The following is a 23,741-nucleotide window of genomic DNA, read 5'->3' on the forward strand; positions in this document are numbered from 1 at the left end:
ACAAAAACACGGAATTAAGGAAGCAGATGAACAACGAGCTCTTTCAGCAAGCGCGCACGGCGTATTCCCAAGGTGATTTCGAAGGTGCGCTTGCCAGCTTCACCAGATGCCTTCAGGAATCTCCCGCGGGTTTTGGCCCGGGAGAGTTGGGGCTTTTGTACCATCGTATTGGGAATTGCCTGATCAAGCTGAAAAACCCTAACGAGGCTATCCAGGCCTACACCCAGGCTTCTGCCGACGCTGCCTACGACGCGTGTGGTGCAGTTAACTACAACATGGGTATGGCGTATGCGTCGCTGCGCGACTACGAAGATGCGGTGAAGCATTTCGAGATAGCCGTGTCCGACGCGAACTACGAGACACCCTACAAGGCGTATTCGGGCATGGGTAGCGCGCTTTTGAAGCTGGGCAAGTCGGCTGAGGCTGGCGTGGCCTTCCGAGAAGCTGCGCTGGACGAGGCGAATCCTGATCCTACCAAGGCGCTGCTGAACCTAGGCGTGTGTTTCATGGCGCTCGGTCGACCTGCCGACGCGGTCGCGTCGTACGAAAGCGCTATGCAGTTTTCCATGAGTGCCGCTACTCGCAACAAGCTCTATGCAAACCTGGGACAGGCGTATGCGGCCGATGGACAGATGCAAAAGGCCGTTGATGCCTTCGAACAGTCACTGGCAGACAAGACTTACTACTTAAGTGATTCGGCGAGTGTGGACTACCAGCGCGCCATCGCCTCTGTTGCACAGGGCACCTCCGAGGTCACACGTGTTATCGAACCGGTGGCCGACATGTCTGGACTCGACGTTTCCGCTGATGGTGGAGCGATGTATGTCGAAGAGGACCCGTATGGCGCCCAAGTGGGCGATCCGTACTACTACGCCGATCCGTACGGTCAGCAGCGTGTGCAGTACGACATGTACGGCGCGGCACCTGGGGCGGAGGACCGCTTCTTCAACGCCAGCGACGAAGAACTCGAGCAGTGGTCGCGTGGCTTAGCGAAGCAAGAGCGTAAGCGCCGAAATGTAGGCCTGAAAATCCTCATTGTGCTTATTGTGCTTGTGTTAGCAGCGTTTGGCGGGGCGGTGTTCCTGTACACGCAGGGTTATGGCTACCCCATGCAAGATGACGTAGCAGCGCAGCTATTCTCTGCGGAAGGTGCCGATCAGGAGGCGCTGTTCGCCGAGGAGTTATCTGACGAAAGTGTTGCTAGTATGCAGGAACTCATTGAGCCCTGCACGTTTGTAGGCGTTGACGGCATGGACCGCTCCATGAGCGATTCGACGGTGTATGTGACCGCGAAAACCGCCGAGGGCGGTGACATGCAGTACAAGATTTCGCTCGTGCGTTCGGGTATCGGATGGAAGGTGTCGAACGTCGAGTTGTATTTCGCGAGCCAGAACTAACAGGTTTGGTGCGCGCTTATGTAGCGCGTGAGGGAAGCGCTTGAATCGGTGTTTCCCTGAAACGGGGTCGTTCCGCTGAACAGGTGGAAAGGCCCCGTTACCTGTATTGAAGGGGTTCGCTGTTCCTTCGTTTGATAGTATGGGAAGCGGTCTAGCGCGTCGCGTTGGACGAAACAACGACGAGAATCGGATGAGAGCATGCTGTACCGTGTTATCGACGCCGATGAGCTCCCCTCATTGGCCAAAGCCTTCATGGATCGGTACCGGGTTGTTGCGCCGGTGCAGAAAAACGGAGAAAGCGTGTACGAGATTATCGAATCGCCCGACGATATCGATCTTTTCGGCCCGCTGTCTATGACCTCGCTGAAGAAGTACTTCCTCCCGCCGCGGGAGACGCTGTTCACGTTCGATGCGGAGACGAATAGCGTTACCGATTTCACGCAGGATGTGCAGCCGCTGGTTCTATTCGGTGCACATCCGTGTGATATTAATGCCATCAACCGCTTGGACACCGCTCTTATGGAAGGGCCGTACGCCGATCCGTACTATACGGCACTGCGCAAGGCGACGCTTATCGTGGGCGTAAGTTGTATGCCGTCGAAAGATTGCTTCTGCCATGTTGTCGGTGCCGACGAAGCTCGTGTGGGATATGACCTGTTCTTGCAGGATATTGGCGGTAAGTTCCTGGTGAGTATCGCAAGCGTCGAGGCGGCCAACATCCTCGAGTCGGCATGTGATCCGCGCATCGCCACCGATGAGGAACGTATCGCCTTCCGTGAGGCCACGCGCCGGCGGCAGGAGGCATTCAACAAAGAAATCCCCGACATCCAAGAGATCGCGATGCTTATGGATGCCTTCCATAAAGATGCATTCTGGGACGAGCTCGGCGGCCGCTGTCTGTCATGTACGGCGTGTTCATCGGTGTGTCCCACGTGCTTCTGCTTCGATATCCGCGATGAGCTCGACCCGTCGGGAAAAACCGGTCGACGCGAGCGCGTGTGGGATGCCTGTACGTCGCCGCAGTTCGCCATGGTGGCCGGCGGGCACAACTTCCGTCCCGACGGGCGAAACCGCGTGCGTCATCGTATGTATCATAAGCTTAACGGCTTTTTAGCAAAGCACGACCACATGCTGTGTGTAGGGTGCGGACGCTGCGTGTCGGCCTGCAAGGCGCAGATTAGCCCGATTGAAGTGTTTAAGTTCTTCGAGGCGAAGGAGGCAACCGATGGCCGCTAGTATGTCTGCATCCTCCATCGAAGTGCGTACCTATACCGGTGGCCCCGCGCCGCTTGACGGCGCTCAGATGATGGCCGCGAACCCCTATCGGCCGTGGCCGGCGCGCATCACGAGCATCACTGAACTCACCGCAACGGAGAAGCTCTTCGAGTTCCGCCTGATCGATGACCGCATTCGTGAAGCGTTTCATCATGAGCCCGGCCAGTTTGTCGAGTTGTCCATCTTTGGGGTGGGCGAGGCACCTATTTCCATTTCCAGCTCACCGTCGAAAGGTGGCTTTATTGAGCTGTGTGTGCGCCGCGCCGGCACCTTCACCGAAGTGCTGCATAAGATGCAGTGCGGCGACATTGTGGGTATTCGTGGTCCGTTTGGTCGGGGTTTCCCCTTCGAAAAGATGAAGGGGCACGACATTTTGCTCGTGGCGGGGGGTCTTGGTATCGCGCCCTTACGCTCACTTATCAACAATATCCACGATGAGCGTAGCGAATTCGGCAAAGTGACCATCATCTACGGCTCGCGCAATCCGGGCGAAGTTATGTTCCGTAACCAGTTTGAGATGTGGCGTCATCGCAAGGACTTCGATCTGTATCTGACGGTCGACCATCCGGACGACACGTGGGATGGCGAAGTTGGTCTAGTGACGAAGCCCTTCGAGAATTTGGATATTGATGCATCGAACACGTTCGGTGCGGTGTGCGGTCCTCCGGTCATGTACCGTTTCGTGGTGGAGGAAATGCGCAAGAAGAATATTAGCTACGACCGCATCTACATGAGTTTCGAACGGAACATGAAATGCGGCATGGGCAAGTGCGGCCATTGCCAGATCGGGCACCAGTACGTCTGCATCGACGGGCCGGTGTTTAATTACTGGGAGGCCAAGAACATTCAGGGGTCGATGTAGCATGAGCAACAGCGTTTTCAACGGAGGCGGCGAGCGGGTTGCTCCCCGTGTCGTGGTGGTGGGGCTTGCAAGCTGCTTTGGCTGCCAGCTGCAGGTGACGAACGCCGAACAGTATTTGTTGGACGTACTAGGGCAGATCGATTTACGGTATTGGCAGCTTGCTTCAGATGATCCGATGCCCGAAGAGTTTGATGTGGCCATCATCGAGGGTGCGGTCACTAATGAGGAAGCCGAACGTACGGTGCGGCTCTTACGTGAGCGAGCCTCGAAGGTGATCGTTATCGGCGCATGCGCGAACACCGCTGGCATTCCCGGCATGGCTGCCGAGGGCTTCTTCCAGCGTCCATCGCAAGTGTACGATCGCGTTCCGAAAGCTTGTGGCAACATGCTGTCGCCGCGCCCTGTCGATGCGGTGATTCCTGTCGACTACCGCGTGCGTGCGTGTCCGATCGATCCGTACGACTTTATCGACGTGCTACAACGCGCGTTGTATGGTTCGAACAAGTCGTATGCGTCGGCAACAATGTGTGGCGAGTGCAAGCGCAATGAGAGTTCGTGCTTCTATGCGTCGGGCACGTTGTGCTTAGGTCTTGTCACCACCGCTGGCTGCGGGGCGAAGTGTGTGAACTTGGGGCGCCCGTGCAACGGATGCCGCGGCTTGTCGGCTGATGCGAACGTTGCCTCAGCACGCGCCGCCGCCGTACGCTTCGGCATTGACCCTACCCGCTTCGATGACGCGCTGCGCCTGTTCAACCAAACGAACCCCGCGCTCGCGGAGGAAGACTAGCGTTTCGCGCTGTGCGCGGAGGAAACGAGGAAACCCATGGCGAAGACCGCTTTGCATGTCGATCATGTCGCCCGCGTCGAAGGGCATGGAAATATCCACGTCGTGATTGAGGATGGACGGGTTAAAACCTGCGAGATGAACGTGACCGAGCCGGCGCGTTTGTTCGAGAGCATGGTGCGTGGGCGCGTCTTTGATGATGTCCCCTACGTCGCCTCGCGTGTGTGTGGTATCTGCTCTTCGAGTCACGTGATCACCAGTCTAAAGGCCATCGAAAGCATTTTCGGGGTGCAGGTGTCCGACCGAACGAATGCCTTGCGCGAGCTGCTGGCGTATGGGTCGTACTTGCAGAACCACGCCACACACCTGTTTGTCTTCGCGGCTCCTGATTTCTTGGGAATGGGAAGCGTATTCCCGCTTGCCGAAATCGATCGGGGCTTGTACGACAAGGCACTTGCCTTGAAAGCGCTTGGCAATGAGCTGTGCACGGAGGTAGGCGGGCGTTCGGTGCATCCTATCACCGCAGTGGTGGGCGGGTTCACACATGAGCCACCACGTGAGACTTTCCTCGCTTTAGCTGATAAGCTTGACGAGGCGGTGGCGTTTGCTGTTTCTGCGGTTGATCTGTTCAAGTCGTTCGAGGTGCCCGATATCCGCATGTCAGGTGACTTTTTAGCCATGCAGGACGACGGACGCTATCCGGTGTGTGATTCCGATGAAGCTTTGTTCGTGCGCAGTGGGAAGCGCTTTGATGCTGCCGACGTGGAAAACGTTATCGAAGAGTATGAGATGTCGCATTCGGGTGCCCTGTTCGCCCGATGCCGCGACACGCAGGATGCCTACATGACCGGTGCGCTTGCGCGAGTGAATGCTTCGTGGTCGAATCTGTGCCATACGGCGAAGGTTGCGGCGGCGAAGGTGGGTCTGCGCCCGCCCGAGCGCAACCCCTATATGAACAACGTTGCCCAAGCAGTCGAGCTTGTCGACGTTTTAGAACATTGCGCGAGGCTTTGTCGCGAGCTGGCGGCGGGTGAGGGCAACCTTTCCGCGAGTTCGGCTCCGGTACCTTATCAGGTACGTGCAGGTGTGGGTGTCGGCTTTACCGAGGCACCGCGCGGAGCGCTATTCCACCGCCTGGAACTTGATGAGGAGGGTCGCGTAGTTACCGCTTCAATTCTCACGCCAACAGCGCAGAATCTGGCGAGCATGGAAGCCGACATGCGCGCTGTGGTGGAAAAGCTCGTGGACGAGGGCTGCTCGGCTGATGCCATTCGCTTGGAAGTTGAAAAGCTCGTGCGTGCCTATGACCCCTGCTTCAGCTGTAGTGTGCATTAGCACATACGCTAAACGCTTTTGTACCTTGCGCTATCAAGCGTGCCAAAAGAGCGATGAGAGCAACAAAGCTGCGAAGGTGGGCCGTTTGTCATAAATTGCTTCTAAGAACTGGTTTTACGGAGGCTTTGGCGAGTTGTTCTCCCTGTGGATTATGCCGGAGCGAACAGGCATTGTGCTAACATTCATCCTTACTTGAACCTGTGATACAAGGGGTTAGCCTGTATGTCGTTTTTGGATTCGCTAACAGACTTCGGGTTTGGCATGGGCGGTCAAATGTCGACCGATATGGCCATCGACCTGGGTACTGCAAATACGCTTGTCGCCATTCCGGGCGAGGGCATTGTCGTAAATGAGCCTTCCGTGGTTGCCATCGAGAAAGCGACGCATCGTGTGCTCGCTGTCGGCCACGAGGCGAAGAGTATGATCAACCATACGCCCGATGCATTTTCGGCAGAGCATCCGCTGCATGATGGCGTAGTGGCCGACTATGACGTCACTGAGGCGATGATTTCTGCGTTTATCAACAAGGCCGCGCCAAGGAAGTACCCGTGGCAGCCGAAGCCGCGCATCGTGGTGTGCATTCCGTGTGGCGCGACGTCGGTGGAGAAGCGTGCCGTGTTTGAGGCGTCCATTCAAGCGGGTGCGCGCCAAGCGTACCTGATCGAAGAGCCTATGGCAGCCGCTATGGGTGCCGATTTGCCGGTGACTGAGCCTACGGGTTCGATGGTGGTCGACATCGGTGGTGGTACGACTGAGGTTGCCGTTATTTCGCTTGGTGGTATCGTTACTTCGTCGTCGTTGCGTCTGGCGGGCAATCGCATGGATGAGGCTATTGCCATGCACCTGCGCGACTTGCTGGGCATCAAGATCGGTGAACGAACGGCTGAAATCATCAAGATCAAAATCGGCTCGATTTTGCCTTTTGAGGATGGCCGCGAGCGCGACATGGTCATTTCCGGTCAGGACGTGATCACCGAACAACCCAAGGAGGTCACCATCCAGTCAGAAGATGTGCGCGCAGCGCTGCAAGCGCCTATCGACGAGATGGTTACGCACATCAAGGAAACCTTCAAGAAGACCAACCCCGATCTGGCAAGCGATATCATCCAGAACGGCATCCTGCTCACGGGTGGCGGTGGCTTGCTCGCCGGGCTTGACCGGTATCTTACCGACAAGTTGGAGATTCCGGTGTGGACAAGTCCAACGGCACTGACGAACGTGGTTATGGGCTGCTTGAAAGTGCTCGAAACACCGCAGGCCTTAAAGCAGACGCTTATGCGGACTAAATAGGGCAGCGCGCTTTCATGGCTCTCAAATTTCAACAGAAGAACTCGGCGCTCGTTCGTCGAGTTCTTGTCATAGCGCTTCTGGTGATTGCGCTGGTGCTGATTACGCTGTATGCACGGGAAGGCGAGGACGGCTTTCTCCATTCTGCGCAAAGTAGTGCATCTGACGCAGCCTCTGTTGTTGGAGGTGCAGGGCAGGGTATCGGTGGCGCGCTCGATGCTCTTGGGAAAGGCGTGGACAATCTAACTGCTGATGACGGTACGCTGTCGAGCTTGCGCACGCAGAACGAAGAACTGCGTGCTATGGTGGCACAGGCCGAAGAGTATCGCCAAGAGGCGCTGCGTCTCGAAGAGTTGCTTGATCTGAAGAGCAGCTACTCCGCCGACGGCGTGGGTGCGCGTATTATCGGCAAGTCCACGCAGGCGTGGAGTCAGACTGTCACCATTAACAAGGGATCGGCTGACGGTTTGCGTACCGGCCTTACCGTTATGGGAACCACCGGCGTCATCGGACAGACCGTAAGTGTGTCTGAGCATGCCGCCACTGTGCGTCTGATTACCGATCCGCAAAGCGGCGTAGCAGCGCTCTTGCAGTCAAGCCGTGCGCAGGGTATTGTGCGAGGTTCGCTTGAGGGCATTCTGTATTTGGAGAACGTCGATGCCGACGCGACGATCGAGGTGGGCGATGTGGTGCTCACATCTGGTTTGGGCGGAAGCTACACGTCGGGTCTGATTGTGGGAACTGTCGTTAAAGTTGATTCCGCGCAGGGTGATTCGTCTCGCCGCGCTGTGGTGTCGCCAAATGGCGAGATCTCGGCGCTCGAAGAGGTGCTGGTAGTGTTGGGCACCAGCAGCTCAGATGACGGATCGGATGGAAGCGCGTCTGGTGGATCAGGTACCAACGCGGCTGACAAAGGTGGTGCCGAATGACGCCTGCGAGCGCTGGCGTGATGAAGGCGGTCGGTGCAGTTATCGCCCTCATCTTGCAGGTGGCGCTTGCTCCTAACATTGCGCTGTTCGGGTCGTTTCCCTGTATTCCGTTGGTCTATGTGATGGCTTTAGGTGTGGCCGATCCGGCAAACGCCAGTATCGCGTTGTCGTTCCTTACCGGTCTTGCGTGCGACCTTCTGGGTTCTGGTCCGGTTGGCGCGCTTGCGTTTTTGTTCCTGTTGGCGCACGTTGCTACGGCACGCGTGTTTCTTGTGCTCGACAACGATGCGCTCTTCATGCCGTTTGCCATCATGTTCGCGGGTATGTTTGCGGTTGAAACTCTCTACGGCTTTCTGCTGGTGGCGCTGGGGTTGCCCGTGTCGCCCCTTGACGCCTTCCTCAATCGCGCGGCTCCGTGCGCGCTGTACGACTGTGTGGTTGCTGTTATTGTGTATCCGCTGCTTGTCGTGCTGTTTTCGCGCACTGCGAAGGAGCTTAAGATCAGAACGCCGAAGCTGAGGTAGTGGTCGCCATGTTGATTGCCATTATCGCTGCCCTTGTGGCTCTCGTGCTCACCGCTGCCGCTGTTGTTATCGTGTTGAACATGGTTCGCAAAAACCGTTCCGAAAGCGTGGGCGTGAAGAAAAGCGCAGCCACCATCGATTCGGTGGGTGTGAAGTCAACACTTTCTGACTATATGCCTAAGCATGCGAACCATGGAACAGCCGCGTCGTCGTCGAGTCAGCCGGTGACGGTTCCTGCCGATGTGTTGCGTCCACGCTTTTTGGCTATGGGGGCGCTTGTGGCTGGCGTGTTTGCGACGCTTCTGGCGAAGCTGTGGAGCATGCAGATCTTGGCGGGCAGTAAGTATGCCAGTGAATCGGAAGAAAACCGCTATTCGGTGGTTTCCACACCAGCCCCACGCGGCTATGTGTACGATGCTGATGGCTTGGCGCTCGTGAAGAACCGTTCGTCGCTGACAGTGCTCGCCGATCCCGACGTTGCCGACAATCGTGACGTGTTGTTGCGGCTGTCCACGGTACTTGGCGTGCCGTACAACGTGGTGCGCCAGCGGGTGAAAGATGCGTCATCAGGTGCTCAGAGCCAGCGTGTGGTAGCAAGCGACGCACGCATGCGCGACGTGGCGTTTATTTCCGAGCATGCCGACGCGTTTCCCGGCGTGACTGTGGAAACGAGAGCGGTGCGCGACTACCCCTATGGTGCTTTGGCTGCGCATGCGCTCGGCTACACCGGCAGCGTGTCGGAGGACGAGCTTGGTAATATGGCCGCCGGACGAGATATTGAGCTTGGCGATGACGTGGGGAAATCGGGCGTGGAATCCACTTATGATAACCTAATCGCGGGCGATCATGGCCAGCGCAAGGTGATGGCCGACTCGAAGGGTAACGTCGTTGAGGTGGTAAGCGAAACGCAACCAACGCGCGGTTCCGATGTGTATTTGTGTATCAAGGGTCCTGTTCAATACGCTGCCGATAAGGCGCTGGCCGAACTGATTGCACCCGATGATGGGGTTATTGGGTCGGGTGCGGGAACGGCTGGTGCCGTGGTGGTACTCGATATCGCTGATGGCGGCATCGTGGCTATGAGTAGCTATCCAACGTTTGCTCCGTCCACCTTCACCGGCGGCATTCCCCAAGAGGTGTGGGACTTGTACAACACCGAAGAATCGCATTATCCGCTCATGAACCGGGCTATATCGGGGTCGTATCCGGCTGCTTCCACCTACAAGGCGTTCACCAGCATGGCAGCGCTTGAGTACGGGTTTGCCACCGATACGAGCACGTGGACGTGTACCGGCTCGTGGGACGGTTGGAACACCGGCCAGCCGCAGATGTGCTGGGAACACTCCGGTCACGGTACGCTCGATCTCTACGGCGGCATTGTGAACTCTTGCGACGTCGTGTTCTACGAAATCGCAAAGGCGTTCTGGGATAATCAGGAAACAGTCGGTGAAACCGCGCTGCAGGACTACCTCCACAAGTTTCGTTTCGGGGAATACACAGGTATCGATCTTTCCGGTGAGGCACAAGGACGCATTCCCACACCGGAATGGAAAGCCGAGCATTTCGCCGATTACCCCGAAGAGGCCGTGTGGAAGGGCGGCGACATGACAAACATGATCATCGGCCAGGGCTATGTGCTCACCACGCCGCTGCAGATTGCCTGCGCGTATGCGGCTATTGCCACGGGCACGATGATGAAGCCGCATCTGCTGAAGGAGGTGCGTAACGCTTCGGGGGAAGTGGTGCTCTCTTTCGAGCCCGAGGTGTTAACTGAGATTGATGTGAACACCGACGATCTTGCACTGGTGCGCCGGTCATTGCGTGGCGTGGCTACGGACAATAGCTACATCGCCAAAGTGCTCAACGACTATGGTATTCAGGCGGCATGCAAGACAGGCACGGCTGAAGTGGCTGGCAAGGAAGATTACGCATGGTTTGCCATGTATGCGCCCTACGATGATCCGAAGTACGTGGTAGCGTGCATTGTCGAAGAGGGCGGCGGTGGTTCTGATACAGCGATGCCTCTTGGAGCTGCTGTCATGAACGCCGTACTTGCGTACGACCGTGGCGAACTTGACGAGATGGGGCGTATTGCCGGTTCGACTGGCAAGTCGGTTGAGCCGGCGGCGCACGTTTCGTCGGGGCGCACCGACTAGCGTGTAGGTGAGACTCGCTTTGTGGCCGTGCTACGGGTAGTGCCGCGGTGCGTGGCGGGCGAGCAGGCGTGTGGCTGGTGCTGCATTGCCAATGTCGTGCGACTGGTGTATTGCCAGATGAGAGACTGTAGGAGAAACGGCGGAAGGAGGCGAGATATATGGCTGCTTTGCCGCAGATAGATACGATCAAGACGCCTGACGCCGCTGTTGTACAGGCGGCAAGGAATGCCCGGCGGGCACGCTTTAACGTGCCATTTGTTGTGATTGTGGCGCTGTTGGTGTCCTATGGTTTGTTGATTGTGTACTCGGCGGTGCGCGTCGATGCTGATTACAGCTTCACTCGGCAGCTTGCTGGCGTGGCTATAGGGCTTGTCGCCATGCTGCTCGTATGGCGTTTCGACTACCGCAAGCTGTCCGATTTCGTTACGCTGTTCCTTATTATCAATGTCGTGCTCATTCTGTCTCCACACCTGCCGGTTATTGGTGTTGAGGCAAAGGGTGCGCAGTCGTGGATCAAAATAGGTATGCAAATTCAGCCGGGCGAATTCGCGAAAGTGACCGTGGTGTTGCTCGATGCGGCGGTGATGGCTCGTTATGGTGGCCACCTCAATGACCCGCGCGAGTATTGCCGGGCACTCGGTATTATGCTCGTTCCGTTCGCGTGTATTATGACGCAGCCCGATTTGGGCACGGGTCTGGTGTATTTGTTTATTGCGGCGGTGGCACTTGTGATGGGTGGTGCGCGGCCGAAATACCTGCTCATCACACTTGCTGCTTTCGTTGCTGCAGTGGCGCTCGTTTTTGCTGTTGACGAGGTAATCAAAGCGCAAACAGGCGAGTATAAACTACTGCAGCAGTATCAGCGTAATCGCCTGCTGGTGTTCATCAACGACGATTTCGACCCAACTGGCGAGGGTTACAACCTGAATCAGGCGAAGATTGCTATCGGGTCAGGCGGTTTGTTTGGACAAGGGCTTTTTAAGGGAACTCAGCATGCACTTGGAATCCTACCTGAGGCACCTACCGACTTCATCTTCTGCGTGCTTGCCGAGGAATTGGGGTTTGTGGGCGTAGTGGTGTTGCTGGCGTTGTACGCTGCACTCATACTCATTTGTTTTAACATCGCGCGATCGTCAAACGACTTGTTCGGCATGCTTATCGTTATGTGCGTGGTGGGGATGTGGCTGTTTCAGATACTTGAAAATATCGGCATGGACTGCGGGTTGATGCCCATTACCGGTATTCCGCTGCCGTTTATGAGCTACGGCTCGTCGTTTATGGTGGTCAACTTCATTATGCTTGGCATGATTGGGTCGGTATGGAGCCATAACAACGCTTCGTTGGGAAAGAGAGGCTAGCATGGAAATGCCCGTTGACGTGAAGAAGGTTCTTGACGAGGTATCGGCCGTCGATGAAGCTCGTACGATGCCGCTGTCGGTGAGCGTGTACTTCGATGAAACCGCTCCAGGTGATGTGCAGGCATTCGTTCGCCAGTCGTTTGCTAGTGCGTCACATCATGCGCGCGTGTCGCTCATGTACTTGGACGGCCGTCCGTTTGTTCCGTTTGAGGGAGACGACATGTCGGTTATTGTGGCTGGCGTGTCAGATGCTGTTGGGTCGTGTGCTGAGCAGCTGCGCGAAGCTGGGGTGCCTGTGATGGTGGTGACCACGTTGCCTCATCTCGTGTCCGATCTGGCTCATGCTTGCGGGCATGATATCCCCGCAGCTGATCTGTTGTCTCCTGCCGAGCAGCCCACCGTGTCGAAAGCGGCTGTGGTCGCCAAGGCGGCGCGTAATGTGGCTGGTGCCGCTGCCGATGCGCAGGAGAGAGGCGGCAAGATGCAGACGATCGCCGGCATGGCATCGGGTGCGGCTTCTACTGCTGCCGATTACATTGAAGCATTTGCGGAAGAACCCGCGAAGGTGCATGAGGAGTACGCTCGTGCAAGTGCTGAGGAAGCGGCCGCCGAACCACTAGAGCTCAATGATCGCTTACGAGCGTCGTTGGCGGGGCGTATGGGTCGTTGGGTTGTTGAAACATGTCGAGCGAAGAAGCTCGCGTTTGCGTTGGCGTTCCCCTTTGTTCGTAAGCCGCTTGCGCTCGATGCCGTGTCGGTTACGGCGATGCAGAACGCTGGTGTGGGTGCGCTCGTTATTATTCCCGGCGCTGACATGCCCATTATGACACTGAACCAATCGAAGATGCTGTTGCAGATTGCGGCTTCCTACGGCGAGGATCTCGGTCCTGCACGCCTCAAAGAGCTTGCCGCTGTAGTGTGTGGCGGCTTCGCGTTGCGTTCGGTGGCCCGTCAAATTGTGTCGGTTGTGCCCGTTGGTGGCTGGGCTGTGAAGGCAGGTATCGGGTATTCGGGTACTGTGGCTATGGGGCGAGCTGCCATCGAGTATTTCGAGGGTGGGGCTTCTTTGAGTAGGTTTACCGATGCGTTTGGTGGCGCGCGTGACAAGGTGATGCGTGTTGCTGCGGGAAAGGTTGCAACGCGTGCAAAAAGCCATGGGGCGCGCACGGTGGAGCGCGTTCGCGATGCGGCTGTTCGCGCCGCTGGGTCGGCGGTGAGTCGTGCGCCGCGCGAAAAGGCAGGCTCGGCAGCCGGTGTCTCAGCGGCTGGCGTGGGCGCGGAATAGTCGGAGTAGTATCGGTATGGAGCTTACCAACCTCTGGCCGCGCTTGGAGCCGTTGCTGGCCGACGCTGAGCGTCCGGCGCGCTACCTAAACCACGAATTCGGATGTGTGTTGAAAAGCGACGCCGACTTCAACTTCTGCATGGTGTATCCCGACACCTACGAGCTAGGACAGGCGAATCAAGCGCTGCGCATCCTGGTAAACTGCGTGAATGCACAACCGGGTATGGCAGCCCAGCGCGCATTTCTGCCTGCGCCGCACATGTGCGATGTGCTGCGAGATGAGGGCATTCCGCTGTTTTCAATCGAAGGTTGCGCGCCGCTTGCCGAGTTCGATGCGGTGGGCATCACGCTGCCGCATGAGTTGGCGGCAACCAATGTGCTCGAGGTGCTGGATTTATCGGGCATTCCTCTGCACGCAAGTGAGCGAACCGATACTGATCCGTTCGTTATCGCGGGCGGCCCGTGCGCGTACAACCCCGAGCCGTACGCTCCCTTCTTCGATGCGTTTAATATCGGCGAAGGGGAACGTGCCATGCCCGAAGGCCTTGACGTGATACGCCGCATGAAGGCGCAGGGGGCTTCGCGTGCCGATATTTTGCTGGCTCTTGCGCAGCTGGAAGGCTGGTACGTGCCATCGCTGTATCGCTGGCTTGATGAGGCTGAGGCGCAGGAGCGAGGGAGTTGGATTGAGCCTGTTCGTGATGGGTTGCCCACGGTAATCACCAAGCGTCTGTTCGAGGAATTCGCTGAAAGCCCTGGATGGGAGCCGTGCATTGTTCCCTTTACCGAGGTCGTGCATGACCGTCTAAACGTTGAGGTGTTGCGCGGGTGCGCGCGTGGGTGCCGTTTTTGTCAGGCGGGTATGATGTATCGTCCGGTGCGCGAACGCAGCGCCGACAACGTGGTCGATTCGGTGCTTGAGGGCTTGCGATGCACAGGATATGACGAAGTAAGCTTGACTTCGCTGTCTTCAACCGATCATTCCCAAATTGCTGACATTCTCATGCGTTTGAACGAGGCGTGCGACGGTAAAGGTGTGCGTATATCGGTACCCTCGCAGCGGCTCGACTCGTTCGGTGTTGACATGGCTGAGCTTGTTGCGGGGCAGAAGAAGGGTGGGCTTACGTTCGCGCCCGAGGCGGGCACGCAACGTCTGCGTGACGTTATCAACAAGAACGTCACCGAAGACGACCTGTTTAGCGCCATTGATGCGGCGTTCGCAGCGGGATGGCGCCGGTGCAAGTTGTACTTCATGATCGGGCTTCCCACGGAAACCGACGACGACATCAAGGGTATTGCGAGTTTGGCGCAGCGTGCCTACGACCGTGCCAAGGCGGCGGTGCCTCCTGAACAGCGGGGCAGCGTGCGCATGAGTGTGTCGTGTGCGCTGTTTGTACCGAAGGCGCAGACGCCGTTTCAGTGGGATGGTCAGATAGCGCCCGAGGAATCGCTGCGGCGCGTGGCGCTTTTGCGCCACAGCGTGAAGTACCGGGCGGTCGATGTACATTGGCACGACCCCGACACCAGTTTCATTGAGGCCGCTATGAGCCGTGCGGGTCGCGATGCGGCTGCATGGGTGGAAGCCGCTTGGCGTGCAGGTGCCCGCTTCGACGCGTGGAGTGAGTGTTTCAGCCGGCAAGCGTGGGAAGAAGCGTGCGAACAGACGGGGTTTGACCCTGCTGCGGTTGCCCAGACCACGTACCCAACCGATTACGTGATGCCGTGGTCGCACATATCCTGCGGGGTGTCGGTGCGATGGCTCGCGCATGAGCGTAAGCTCGCCGAGCTTGAACGCACAACTCCTGACTGCACCTTCGAGCGCTGCTCGGCATGTGGGGCATGCCCTAGCTTAAGCACCGACAATCAACTTGCTGCTCCACGTACCAACGCGAAGTCTACAGCGATTAAGCCAGATAGAAACGACTCCGGTGCTGCCTTCAATGCCGGCAGCGCTTCGTTTGAAGCGAGTGGTACTGTTCAGCCTGACGCTGTTCCAACATGCGGCGGCGATATGGCTGAAAAGGCAGGTTCATGCATGCGTGCTGATTACGGGGAAGGGGAGCGCTATGACTGATCCGAGCCTGTTTCGCTTGCGTGTTGAGTTCGGCAAACAGGGAAGGCTTGCGCTGCTGTCGCATTTGGAAGTAGCTCGTGCTCTTGAACGCGCGGTTCGGCGTGCTAACCTTCCCTTTGCGGTGAGTAAAGGTTTTTCGCCTCATATGCGCATCGCGTTTGGTGCGGCGCTACCCGTTGGTGTTGGTGGTACCTCCGAGATCTTCGACATTTTGCTTTTGCGCTACGTACGACCAAGCGATGCCTTGCAGGCGTTGCAGCATGCGAGCGTACCCGATCTCATGTGCACCTCGTGTGCCTACATCGAACCGACGGCGAAGGCGGCCTCAGTTGCCTACCCGTTCAGCACGTACGTCGCACGTTTCACAGAGGCGCCTGTACGGCTGGAAGTACCCGCCGAAATAACGGTGGTGCGCAAGAAGAAGGAGAAAGTGCTACGCTCCGAAGAGTTCTTGGTGGGGCCGATGCTGCTTGATGGTGATACGGTGCGCTTCACATTGCAAGCGAAGGACACGGGCAGCTTGCGCCCCGATGTGCTGCTGCGCGCCTGCTGTGAACACACGATGGCTAACGGCGCGTCGTCTGCGGAACCGGATGTGGACTCAAGTATTACAGCAACACCCAGTCCGCTGCGTGTCGCATCCATCACAAGGGTGCGCCAGTCAGCCACCGCCGAAGAAGCGCTGCGGTAGAGAAACGCCACGTGCAATTCTGCGTGCAATTCAAAACCGCAGAACGGACAACGGAGATAAGCCTGTGACAAAGACACCTAATGGCACACATCGCCTCTTTAGCACCGCAATTGCGTGTCAACGTAACGACGCGTGTGTTTGTCACAAGCTCCGCACGGTTTTACCAGGCAGGCCTTCCTGTGGCGATAAGGCTGTCCAGATCGGTAAAGGCGTTGTCTAGCGATTCGGTGTGGTACATTTCGTACATGTCATATACAAAGCCGATCCTACCCTGTTTATCGAGCGCATCGAAGACTTCCGCTGCTTTCAGATTACGGCTTTGAGCATAGCTTTCAATAAGGAAGGCAAAGAACGAGAATTCCTTAGGCAATTTCATCACCTCTCAGGTAGAGCGAGTTGCGCGGGTCGCCAGTTGCCTGTTCGTTCTCCCAAAGGTCAAAGAGGACAGTGGGGCTGAAGTGCCACATTTTCAAGTCATCGTTGAGAAGCATCTCGTGAGTTTCCGAGTTGAGAAATAACCTTAGTGCGTCCATAAGCTCGATATTGCGCGAGGAAGCGATAAGGGTAGACACTTGTGAGTCAAATCCTTGCATAATGGAAGGAGAGGTACTATTAGTCAAGGCAGTTCACCTCTCGATACGTAAGATGGCTCAGTGCATCTGCGGTTCGAAAACAGTATTGATCGGTTAATCGCTGCGGTTCCAAAAGTACCAGCGCAGTGTTCTTGTTGATTTCGCCATTCATATAATCATTGATGACACGCATTGTGCGATCGTTCGCAACAGGACCGATCACGAGATCATAAAGGGGTCCCGAGTAAATTCCCTTACGATTCTCAACCACAAAATCGAGCCAATCACCATCCGCCTCGTTGAACCGAAGAACAGTAAGATCAGTCAAAGCGCTATCCTCAAGATCGTAGGTTGAGACTGTGGGATTTCCTGAGACCCGACGTTGAGCTTGAAGCGTAGCCCAACGACGTGCTTGCTCGAAGCTCGACGTCGTATAGAATCCAGCACCGAAATCTAAAGATCGGTTAGTCGTCAAAATGCGTGGATGCTCCACGGCGACGTTGCTTCCATGGTGAAGAAGCATATCAATGAAACCCCCATCCGATTTGTCTTAGCTTGCAAGAAGCTAGAGTATACCGTACTTCCCTCACCGTAATGAGCCTGGTCATTTGATACTCCTACCTTTTGTTACTGTTGGTCCATAATAGTTTGACCTACGATGGATGGAATGATATCTTACGCTCACATAGAGTGTAAGATATCATTCCATCTGTAAACAATCCGTCTCCTGAGAAGGTTGAACAATATGAAGTTTCTAGGCATGGGTGTTCCCGAACTTCTCATCATATTCATTTCTCTCCTAATCCCTCTTTTAGTAATAATCATCGTTGCTATCATCTGCTTAAGCATTGCGAAGAAAAGACGCAAAAAAGCTGCTTTGTGGCAAAATGCGCCGAAGCAACTTGAGGATTATAAGAGACTAATGGATACCGGTGTCATTACTTCTGATGAGTTTGAGAAGAAGAAACGGGAGATCCTAGATGTTTAAAATAGTCATCATAGTCTCGACAGTGGCACGCAACATGCCTTAGAACTGATCAGTTGTGAATGGGATGAATTAAGAATAGCCTTCATCTGAGTAACCCATAGAAAAAACTAGGAGCCATCATAGGCTCCTGAACTGGTATCAGATGGCGGGATGTACGAGACTTGAACTCGCGACCTCCGACGTGACAGGCCGGCGCTCTAACCAACTGAGCTAACACCCCGCATGTAACCGCCGCTTCAACGAAGCAGCCTCGCTATGATAACGAGAAACCGCATCTTTGGCAAGAGGATTCTTGGGCGTTTTTGACCAACTACCCAACGTTACTGACCCCAACACCAGATTCAGAAGAAAAGCGACGAATGACATGTCTTCTTAATTGCGCATTTGACAAGGGCGTTGCTATGATCGTGCCGCTTGGGTGTTGGGTTTCCTTTTGAGGAAGGCGAGTAACACAATGCCTGATTTCCTGTCGTTAAGCGCATGCAAGGGTTTCTCCCCGCGGTATCTGAGTACAGAGCGACACGTCGCGCGGCCCGCGCTCATCGCCAGGCTGCTTCGAGAGCGTCACGTTCCTCGTTACATCGTTGCGCCACCAAGCTATGGGAAGACGATACTTGCGCTTCAGTACGCCAGTACGGTGTTCTCGTTTAAGAACGTGTTCTGGCTCGATTGCGCAAGTCCATGCTTCTTTCGCGACCTTGATGCACATATCATTGCTGAACGGCTAAAGCCTGCAGAAGGTCAGACGGCGTTGGTTATTTTCGATGGGATGCCGTTTCTCGACCCTCACCGGGCTGACTTTCTCATGGATGAGATTGATGCCATCTTAGATGGTGGGGGAGAAGTTCTTGTCACCTGCACGCCGTCGCGCGATGTTTTCTCGGCGCATCGTGATCGCATGCGGATTGGATCGCGCGATTTGTTGCTCAGTGATGACGAACTCGATGATGTTAGAACCGAGTCGGAGCGCAAGGCGTTCCCCTCGTCATTTATTTCCGATTCAGGCCGTGTTCCTGGTATTGCTTGGGCCGATGCTGCTTCGTCGACCTCTGCGTTTGTGGCGGCAACCTTTGGAGAAGAGCTTCCTGCCGACATGTTGGCATCTATATTTGTCATGATGGTGCTCGGGGATGGCAAGTTGGCCCATGCTATGCAGTTCGTTAGTTCGGTTACCGCCAGTTTGCGTATGATTGAGTGCGAGTACCCACACTTTGGTGTCGATGTTGAGCAGGGAACCTTCGAGGCACCGGCTGTTCCTATAGCCGATATAGAAGGACCAGCACTCGCCGTGCTTCCTACCATTGTTGACGGATCGGCGTTTGCAGGAAGGGAATCGCTGTGCTCGGCATTGGGCAGCTGGCTCGTGCAGCATGGCAGAGCGAGCCGCGCCTGTGAGCTGATGCATCGCTTGCCAGGCGCCGTGGCACGCGCCTTGTGGCTCGCTGAACATGGCGAAGACTTACTTGATGCGTGCTGTGTTTTGCCGGCGTCGGAGGTGTTTGGACTCTTCTCAGAAACAGATCAGGTGGTTTCCTCGTGTCTGCAGGCCGACGAAGCGCTGCGTCTGTTGTTGCTTGATGATGTCGATGGTGCGCTGCGTGTTGCTGGTGTGGCTGTTAGCAGGGCGGATGCTTCCGCTGGCGACCGTATGCAAGGCATGTTGGTGACCTATCTTGCATCAGATGCTGCGGAACGCACTCGTGTTGCCGCTGCTGCAGCGCATCTGTTCGCTGAGGTAGGCGAATCCCAGCAAAACCAGCTTGACCCCGATGCAGCACACCAAGGGGAACAAGACGGACAAGACGTCGATGTGCATGTTGTTGATGTGCTGCGGTTTATCGGCGTGTTGGAAGCGCTGTCCTCGTCGACCGAAGAGGCGCTTCGCCTGCAATGCGAGTGGCTAAAGACACATCCGTCTTTGGTGTGCTTACTCGCCGCTGCGGTTGTGTTTAATCGTATTGGTTGCATGGGATCAGAGGGTGAGGTCCGCTTCTCTGTGGATGTCGAGACGCAAGCTCGACGTATCGCTTTACAACTCGAACAGCTTCCCCAGATAAGCGATCCTGCGAGTCTGACACTTCCGGCGGCATTGGCCGCAATTGAACTTTCGCGCATGCTCGACGTCGTTGCGCTGCCCGTCAGTTCGGTTGGTACCCACTTACTCGATGCTGCCCAGGCTATGGAAATGTCGCTGTATAAGCAGCGCAGGGAGTACCGTAAAGACGTTGCCGCCCGCAGCTCCCTTACTGCATCGACGAGGCGGAACCGGTCACTTTTGAACACACCGCTCAAGCCGCAGGTGAAGACAGGTGTACCGACGTGTCCGCCGCTGCACGTGAGTCTGTTTGGTGGTCTTGAGGTGAGTATTGGGGAGCACCGGGTCGACCCGATGCTGTTCAGTCGGCGCAAGGTGCGTACGCTGCTCGCGCTTTTGGTACTCAACGGTGGCAAGGAGTATTCGCGCGATCGCTTGGCTACCTTGCTATGGCCCGACAGTAGTCCTACGTCGGCGCGCAACAACCTATATAGCATCTGGAGCACGCTGCGTAAGGCGCTCAGTGTTCCTGGTGGCGGTTGTCCCTACCTTATCCGTCAGCAGCAAGGTTTGCGTATTGATGCCACGCTTCTTACGAGCGATGTCACTGAGTTTGATGAGCTGTGTCGAACGTTGCTGTTCGAAAGCCCTGGTTACGGTGGGTGGTCACACATCCATGCGCAGCTGAAGGCCAATTTCTCAGAAGATCTGCTGCCGAGCGAAGACGAAAACGAGTTCATTGCTGGCATGCGAAATAGTTATCGCGGGCGTTTGGTTGATGCACTGGTGTCGGCATCGAAGCGTTTGGTGGGCGCAGACGAAGTGCGCGAAGGGCTATGGTTCGCACGAGCAGCTGTCATGCGCGACCGCACGCGCGAAGATGCCTACGATGCGCTTATGGAGGCGCAGCTTGCGGCGGGGCAGCGCACGGCGGCGCTTGACACTTACTTCGAGTGCCGGCGCGTGCTGATTAACGAAATGGGCATCGATCCCTCGCCTGAAACCGTGCGCATGTACCGGTTGATTATCGAAGCCGAAGACGACTTGAGCTTCTAGCGCCTTAAGCGGCAAAGCGGGGTAGCTTGTACTGGTAGCCTAAAACCCGCCTTCGTCAATGAGTTGCCGCTTGGCGTTGTGCTCACAGGGGTTCGTCTTACAGGTGAGCCCCTGTGTCATGTTGACATCTTCGCGTACATGAACAGGGTTTACGCCCGATGGCATGCCTGTGGATTTCGAGAATCAGCAATTGTCTCTATGCTAGAATCGGGAATTTGCAAGACATACTCGCACACAATGCGGCAGCATTGCGCCGATCTTGGCGCTACCTTGCCGCTCTACGAAGGGAAGGCGCACGTTATGGCAGGTTTTCTCTCGAAGCTGCTGTCCGCTGGTGAGGGCAAGCAGGTGAAACGCTATCAGGCTTTGGCTCGCAAGGTGAACGATCTTGAACCTCGCATGATTGAACTCGACGACGATCAGTTGCGGGAGTTAACGGCCGATTTCCGTCGACGCCTTGATGCGGGCTGTAAGTTGGATGATCTGTTGCCCGAGGCGTTTGCCGCTGTGCGTGAGGCAAGCAAGCGCACCACGGGGCTTCGGCATTTCGACGTGCAGCTTATCGGTGGCATGGCCTTACACGATGGGCAGATCGCCGAGATGCGTACCGGTGAAGGTAAGACACTTGTGTCAACGCTGGCGGGCTATTTAAACGCACTGCCAGGCAACAACGTGCACGTTGTTACGGTAAACGACTACCTGGCTCGCCGCGACAGCGAGTGGATGGGGCAAGTGTATCGCTTCATGGGGCTGTCGGTTGGCCTTATCCAAAACGGTATGCGTCCCGCCGACAAGAAGGAATCCTATCGCGCTGATATTACGTACGGCACCAATTCCGAGTTCGGTTTTGACTACCTGCGTGACAACATGGTTACCAACGCAGGTGCGCGCGTGCAGCGCGGGCATCACTTTGCCATTGTCGACGAGGTTGACTCTATTCTCATTGACGAGGCCCGCACGCCGCTTATCATATCGGGTGCTGGGTCGGCGGCTGCGGAAACCTATGTGAAGTTCGCGCGCGTTATGCCGGCGCTGCGTCTTGACGAAGACTTCAACATGGACGAGGCAAAACGCACCATCAACGCAACAGAAAGCGGCCTTGAAAGAATCGAGGCCATGTTAGGTATCGATGACATCTACGCCGATCCGTCTGGCAGGTTGGCAAACCACTTACAGCAGGCATTAAAGGCGCAATTTTTGTTCCACCGTGATGTTGACTACGTGGTCGTGAACGGTGAAGTGAAAATCGTTGACGAGTTCACGGGGCGTATCATGGAGGGGCGGCGCTACTCGGAGGGCCTGCATCAGGCGCTTGAGGCGAAAGAGCGCGTGCGGGTGCGCGAGGAAAACCAGACCCTTGCTACTATTACGTTACAGAACTACTTCCGCCTATACAATAAGCTCTCGGGCATGACAGGCACCGCGATGACCGAGGATTCCGAATTCCGTCAAATCTATAACCTGCCTGTCGTGGCTATTCCGCCGAACAAACCTGTTATTCGTGCCGACGAGAATGATCTTATCTATCGCACCATCGACGCGAAATTTAAGGCTGTTGCCGACGATGTGGCTGCTCGTCATGCTGCTGGTCAGCCGTGCCTAATCGGCACGGTGTCCATTGAAAGCTCCGAGCGGCTTTCTCGCCTGCTTGACAAGCGTGGTATTCCGCACGAGACTCTCAACGCGAAGAATCACGAGCGTGAGGCGCACATCGTAGCACAGGCGGGGCGCACCGGTGCGGTTACTATCGCTACAAACATGGCCGGCCGCGGTACCGACATCTTGCTGGGAGGCAACCCCGACATCCTCGTTGATGAGCGCCTGCGGGAGTTGGGCTACGACCCAGATGCCGAGGTGGGCGCCGAGGTTGAAGATGGGAAGATGCCGCCCGCGCCGCCCGAGGTACGCGCTGAAGCCTTGGCTCACTGCAAGGCAATTTGCAATCAAGAAAACGAGCAGGTGCTAGCGGCGGGCGGCCTGTGTGTTATCGGCACCGAGCGCCACGAGAGCCGCCGTATTGACAATCAGCTGCGTGGTCGAAGTGGCCGTCAGGGTGACCCGGGCACCACGCAGTTCTATCTGTCGCTCGAAGACGACCTCATGCGCTTGTTCGGTGGTGATCGCATGGATTCCATCGGGCGGCTTATGGAAAAGACGAGCATGGAAGACGACATGCCCATTCAGGCGACCATGGTGTCCAAGGCGATCGAAAACGCTCAGCGTCAGGTTGAGACGATGCATTTCGCCGCACGAAAGAACGTGCTCGAGTACGACGATGTTATGAACAAGCAGCGCGTCGCTATCTACCAGGAGCGAAATGCGATTCTAGATGGCAAGGATATGTCAGAACGCATTCCTGTCATCATAACTGATGCGGTGGAGGAAGTGGTGAGCGAGAACTGCCCGCCTAAGACCGCAAGTGACGACTGGGACGCACGCGCTGTCGACGCCTGGGCGGCCGAGATGACCGGGGCGAGCGACTTCCGTGTAAACGACGTTTCTCATGACGATAGCCCATCTGAGGTGGCCTGCGCACTTGAAGACTACCTGTCTGGTGTCTACGAGGCTAAGCGCGCCGAGCTTGGGGATGCTGTGATGAGCACGCTGGAAAGCCAGGTGATGCTGCGCATCATCGACACGCGCTGGATGGCACATCTCTCCGACATGGACTACCTGAAAACCGGCATTGGTCTGCGCGCATTCGGTCAGCGAGATCCGCTGGTCGAGTACAAGAACGAGGCGTTTTCTGCTTTCAAGAATCTGACCGAGGGCATGTACGAGGACTACCTGCGCACGTTGCTGCGCCTGCAGGTGGCGGTAAAGCAAAATGCCCCTGATCTGCAGGAACACGAAAGCCCACTTGCCGGCAAGCTGACCTACTCCAATCCGGAACACGCGCTTGATTCCACAGGTGTGGGAAGCGCTGTTGCCCGAAACGCCCGCACAGGAAGTTCCTCGTCGCCGAGCGCTCCTGCAGCAGCGGGGCAGACACTGAACAAGCCTGCGCCGCAAAAGGTACAAACCTACGTGAAGGACAAAGACGATCCCTTCGCGAATGTCGGCCGCAACGACCCGTGCCCTTGCGGCAGCGGTAAGAAGTTCAAGAAATGCCACGGTGCGTGACACGTCTGAC

At 56.4% G+C, this 23,741-nt stretch carries 20 protein-coding genes and 1 tRNA gene; 16 read left to right on the plus strand and 5 right to left on the minus strand.

Features of this window, described 5'->3' with window-relative positions:
- Positions 1–26 precede the first annotated feature (26 nt).
- From G7Y43_RS06330 to G7Y43_RS06390, 13 genes are all read left to right on the plus strand, one after another.
- Positions 27–1,397 (plus strand): tetratricopeptide repeat protein, encoded by a 1,371-nt coding sequence (locus tag G7Y43_RS06330; protein ID WP_165045174.1) that lies wholly within the window; start codon positions 27–29, stop codon positions 1,395–1,397.
- 198 nt (positions 1,398–1,595) lie between these two features.
- A complete protein-coding gene (locus G7Y43_RS06335; RefSeq protein ID WP_165045176.1) occupies positions 1,596–2,633 on the plus strand; it encodes a 4Fe-4S dicluster domain-containing protein in 1,038 nt (345 codons plus the stop codon).
- The gene (locus G7Y43_RS06340; RefSeq protein WP_165045178.1) at positions 2,623–3,534 is read left to right on the plus strand and encodes an FAD/NAD(P)-binding protein; all 912 of its coding nucleotides are present in this window, start codon (positions 2,623–2,625) and stop codon (positions 3,532–3,534) included. The genes G7Y43_RS06335 and G7Y43_RS06340 overlap by 11 nt, the downstream gene beginning before the upstream one ends.
- 1 nt (position 3,535) lies before the next feature.
- Positions 3,536–4,321 carry an NADH:ubiquinone oxidoreductase gene (locus G7Y43_RS06345; RefSeq protein ID WP_165045180.1) on the plus strand — a complete coding sequence of 262 codons (786 nt, stop codon included), beginning with the start codon at positions 3,536–3,538 and terminating at the stop codon, positions 4,319–4,321.
- A gap of 36 nt (positions 4,322–4,357) precedes the next feature.
- Positions 4,358–5,653 (plus strand): Ni/Fe hydrogenase subunit alpha, encoded by a 1,296-nt coding sequence (locus G7Y43_RS06350; RefSeq protein WP_165045182.1) that lies wholly within the window; start codon positions 4,358–4,360, stop codon positions 5,651–5,653.
- 222 nt (positions 5,654–5,875) lie between these two features.
- Positions 5,876–6,943, plus strand: a complete 1,068-nt coding sequence (locus G7Y43_RS06355) for a rod shape-determining protein (RefSeq protein ID WP_165045184.1) — start codon at positions 5,876–5,878, stop codon at positions 6,941–6,943.
- Positions 6,944–6,957: 14 nt separating this feature from the next.
- Positions 6,958–7,869, plus strand: a complete 912-nt coding sequence (mreC, locus tag G7Y43_RS06360) for a rod shape-determining protein MreC (RefSeq protein WP_165045186.1) — start codon at positions 6,958–6,960, stop codon at positions 7,867–7,869.
- Entirely contained in the window at positions 7,866–8,393 is a 528-nt protein-coding gene (mreD, locus tag G7Y43_RS06365; RefSeq protein WP_165045188.1) for a rod shape-determining protein MreD, read from the plus strand. Before mreC ends, mreD begins: the two co-directional genes overlap by 4 nt.
- An 8-nt stretch (positions 8,394–8,401) precedes the next feature.
- Positions 8,402–10,549, plus strand: a complete 2,148-nt coding sequence (gene mrdA / locus G7Y43_RS06370) for a penicillin-binding protein 2 (protein ID WP_165045240.1) — start codon at positions 8,402–8,404, stop codon at positions 10,547–10,549.
- Between the two features lie 158 nt (positions 10,550–10,707).
- Positions 10,708–11,907 carry a rod shape-determining protein RodA gene (gene rodA, locus G7Y43_RS06375; protein ID WP_165045190.1) on the plus strand — a complete coding sequence of 400 codons (1,200 nt, stop codon included), beginning with the start codon at positions 10,708–10,710 and terminating at the stop codon, positions 11,905–11,907.
- 1 nt (position 11,908) lies between these two features.
- Positions 11,909–13,192, plus strand: coding sequence for a hypothetical protein (locus G7Y43_RS06380; RefSeq protein ID WP_165045192.1), 1,284 nt, complete (start codon positions 11,909–11,911; stop codon positions 13,190–13,192).
- A 16-nt stretch (positions 13,193–13,208) separates the two neighbouring features.
- On the plus strand, positions 13,209–15,266 hold the full coding sequence (locus tag G7Y43_RS06385; RefSeq protein WP_165045242.1) for a TIGR03960 family B12-binding radical SAM protein: 2,058 nt from the start codon (positions 13,209–13,211) through the stop codon (positions 15,264–15,266).
- Positions 15,259–15,957, plus strand: coding sequence for a TIGR03936 family radical SAM-associated protein (locus G7Y43_RS06390; protein WP_165045194.1), 699 nt, complete (start codon positions 15,259–15,261; stop codon positions 15,955–15,957). Before G7Y43_RS06385 ends, G7Y43_RS06390 begins: the two co-directional genes overlap by 8 nt.
- A gap of 160 nt (positions 15,958–16,117) precedes the next feature.
- On the opposite strand, the gene G7Y43_RS06395 is transcribed toward G7Y43_RS06390, so the two are convergent.
- From G7Y43_RS06395 to G7Y43_RS06405, 3 genes are read right to left on the minus strand one after another with little or no spacing between them, the layout of a single operon-like run.
- Entirely contained in the window at positions 16,118–16,327 is a 210-nt protein-coding gene (locus G7Y43_RS06395) for a DUF3791 domain-containing protein (RefSeq protein WP_165045196.1), read from the minus strand.
- Complete coding sequence (locus G7Y43_RS06400) at positions 16,320–16,577, minus strand: hypothetical protein (RefSeq protein WP_206214367.1); 258 nt, start codon at positions 16,575–16,577, stop codon at positions 16,320–16,322. Before G7Y43_RS06400 ends, G7Y43_RS06395 begins: the two co-directional genes overlap by 8 nt.
- Positions 16,570–17,052: a DUF3990 domain-containing protein gene (locus tag G7Y43_RS06405; RefSeq protein ID WP_165045199.1), complete on the minus strand. Its 483-nt coding sequence runs from the start codon at positions 17,050–17,052 to the stop codon at positions 16,570–16,572. Before G7Y43_RS06405 ends, G7Y43_RS06400 begins: the two co-directional genes overlap by 8 nt.
- Before the next feature lie 222 nt (positions 17,053–17,274).
- Between G7Y43_RS06405 and G7Y43_RS06410 the strand changes: the two genes are divergently transcribed.
- The gene (locus tag G7Y43_RS06410) at positions 17,275–17,517 is read left to right on the plus strand and encodes an SHOCT domain-containing protein (protein ID WP_165045201.1); all 243 of its coding nucleotides are present in this window, start codon (positions 17,275–17,277) and stop codon (positions 17,515–17,517) included.
- A gap of 143 nt (positions 17,518–17,660) precedes the next feature.
- Here G7Y43_RS06410 and G7Y43_RS06415 read toward each other — a convergent pair.
- A tRNA-Asp gene (locus tag G7Y43_RS06415) sits at positions 17,661–17,737 on the minus strand.
- 234 nt (positions 17,738–17,971) lie between these two features.
- Between G7Y43_RS06415 and G7Y43_RS06420 the strand changes: the two genes are divergently transcribed.
- A complete protein-coding gene (locus G7Y43_RS06420) occupies positions 17,972–20,608 on the plus strand; it encodes a BTAD domain-containing putative transcriptional regulator (RefSeq protein ID WP_165045203.1) in 2,637 nt (878 codons plus the stop codon).
- A gap of 39 nt (positions 20,609–20,647) precedes the next feature.
- On the opposite strand, the gene G7Y43_RS10725 is transcribed toward G7Y43_RS06420, so the two are convergent.
- Entirely contained in the window at positions 20,648–20,773 is a 126-nt protein-coding gene (locus tag G7Y43_RS10725; RefSeq protein WP_255464342.1) for a hypothetical protein, read from the minus strand.
- A gap of 135 nt (positions 20,774–20,908) precedes the next feature.
- Between G7Y43_RS10725 and secA the strand changes: the two genes are divergently transcribed.
- Complete coding sequence (secA, locus tag G7Y43_RS06425; RefSeq protein ID WP_165045205.1) at positions 20,909–23,731, plus strand: preprotein translocase subunit SecA; 2,823 nt, start codon at positions 20,909–20,911, stop codon at positions 23,729–23,731.
- Positions 23,732–23,741 lie beyond the last annotated feature (10 nt).

Origin of the sequence: Adlercreutzia sp. ZJ138, assembly GCF_011038935.1 — a bacterium.
Taxonomy (GTDB): Bacteria; Actinomycetota; Coriobacteriia; order Coriobacteriales; family Eggerthellaceae; genus ZJ141.

Excerpts from the sequence above, each read along its gene's own strand:
- G7Y43_RS06330 (WP_165045174.1), top strand. The coding sequence starts at position 27 with ATGAACAACGAGCTCTTTCAGCAAGCGCGCACGGCGTATTCCCAAGGT.
- G7Y43_RS06335 (WP_165045176.1), top strand. The coding sequence starts at position 1,596 with ATGCTGTACCGTGTTATCGACGCCGATGAGCTCCCCTCATTGGCCAAA.
- G7Y43_RS06340 (WP_165045178.1), top strand. The coding sequence starts at position 2,623 with ATGGCCGCTAGTATGTCTGCATCCTCCATCGAAGTGCGTACCTATACC.
- G7Y43_RS06345 (WP_165045180.1), top strand. The coding sequence starts at position 3,536 with ATGAGCAACAGCGTTTTCAACGGAGGCGGCGAGCGGGTTGCTCCCCGT.
- G7Y43_RS06350 (WP_165045182.1), top strand. The coding sequence starts at position 4,358 with ATGGCGAAGACCGCTTTGCATGTCGATCATGTCGCCCGCGTCGAAGGG.
- G7Y43_RS06355 (WP_165045184.1), top strand. The coding sequence starts at position 5,876 with ATGTCGTTTTTGGATTCGCTAACAGACTTCGGGTTTGGCATGGGCGGT.
- mreC (WP_165045186.1), top strand. The coding sequence starts at position 6,958 with ATGGCTCTCAAATTTCAACAGAAGAACTCGGCGCTCGTTCGTCGAGTT.
- mreD (WP_165045188.1), top strand. The coding sequence starts at position 7,866 with ATGACGCCTGCGAGCGCTGGCGTGATGAAGGCGGTCGGTGCAGTTATC.
- mrdA (WP_165045240.1), top strand. The coding sequence starts at position 8,402 with ATGTTGATTGCCATTATCGCTGCCCTTGTGGCTCTCGTGCTCACCGCT.
- rodA (WP_165045190.1), top strand. The coding sequence starts at position 10,708 with ATGGCTGCTTTGCCGCAGATAGATACGATCAAGACGCCTGACGCCGCT.
- G7Y43_RS06380 (WP_165045192.1), top strand. The coding sequence starts at position 11,909 with ATGGAAATGCCCGTTGACGTGAAGAAGGTTCTTGACGAGGTATCGGCC.
- G7Y43_RS06385 (WP_165045242.1), top strand. The coding sequence starts at position 13,209 with ATGGAGCTTACCAACCTCTGGCCGCGCTTGGAGCCGTTGCTGGCCGAC.
- G7Y43_RS06390 (WP_165045194.1), top strand. The coding sequence starts at position 15,259 with ATGACTGATCCGAGCCTGTTTCGCTTGCGTGTTGAGTTCGGCAAACAG.
- G7Y43_RS06405 (WP_165045199.1), bottom strand. The coding sequence starts at position 17,052 with ATGCTTCTTCACCATGGAAGCAACGTCGCCGTGGAGCATCCACGCATT.
- G7Y43_RS06410 (WP_165045201.1), top strand. The coding sequence starts at position 17,275 with ATGAAGTTTCTAGGCATGGGTGTTCCCGAACTTCTCATCATATTCATT.
- G7Y43_RS06420 (WP_165045203.1), top strand. The coding sequence starts at position 17,972 with ATGCCTGATTTCCTGTCGTTAAGCGCATGCAAGGGTTTCTCCCCGCGG.
- G7Y43_RS10725 (WP_255464342.1), bottom strand. The coding sequence starts at position 20,773 with ATGCCATCGGGCGTAAACCCTGTTCATGTACGCGAAGATGTCAACATG.
- secA (WP_165045205.1), top strand. The coding sequence starts at position 20,909 with ATGGCAGGTTTTCTCTCGAAGCTGCTGTCCGCTGGTGAGGGCAAGCAG.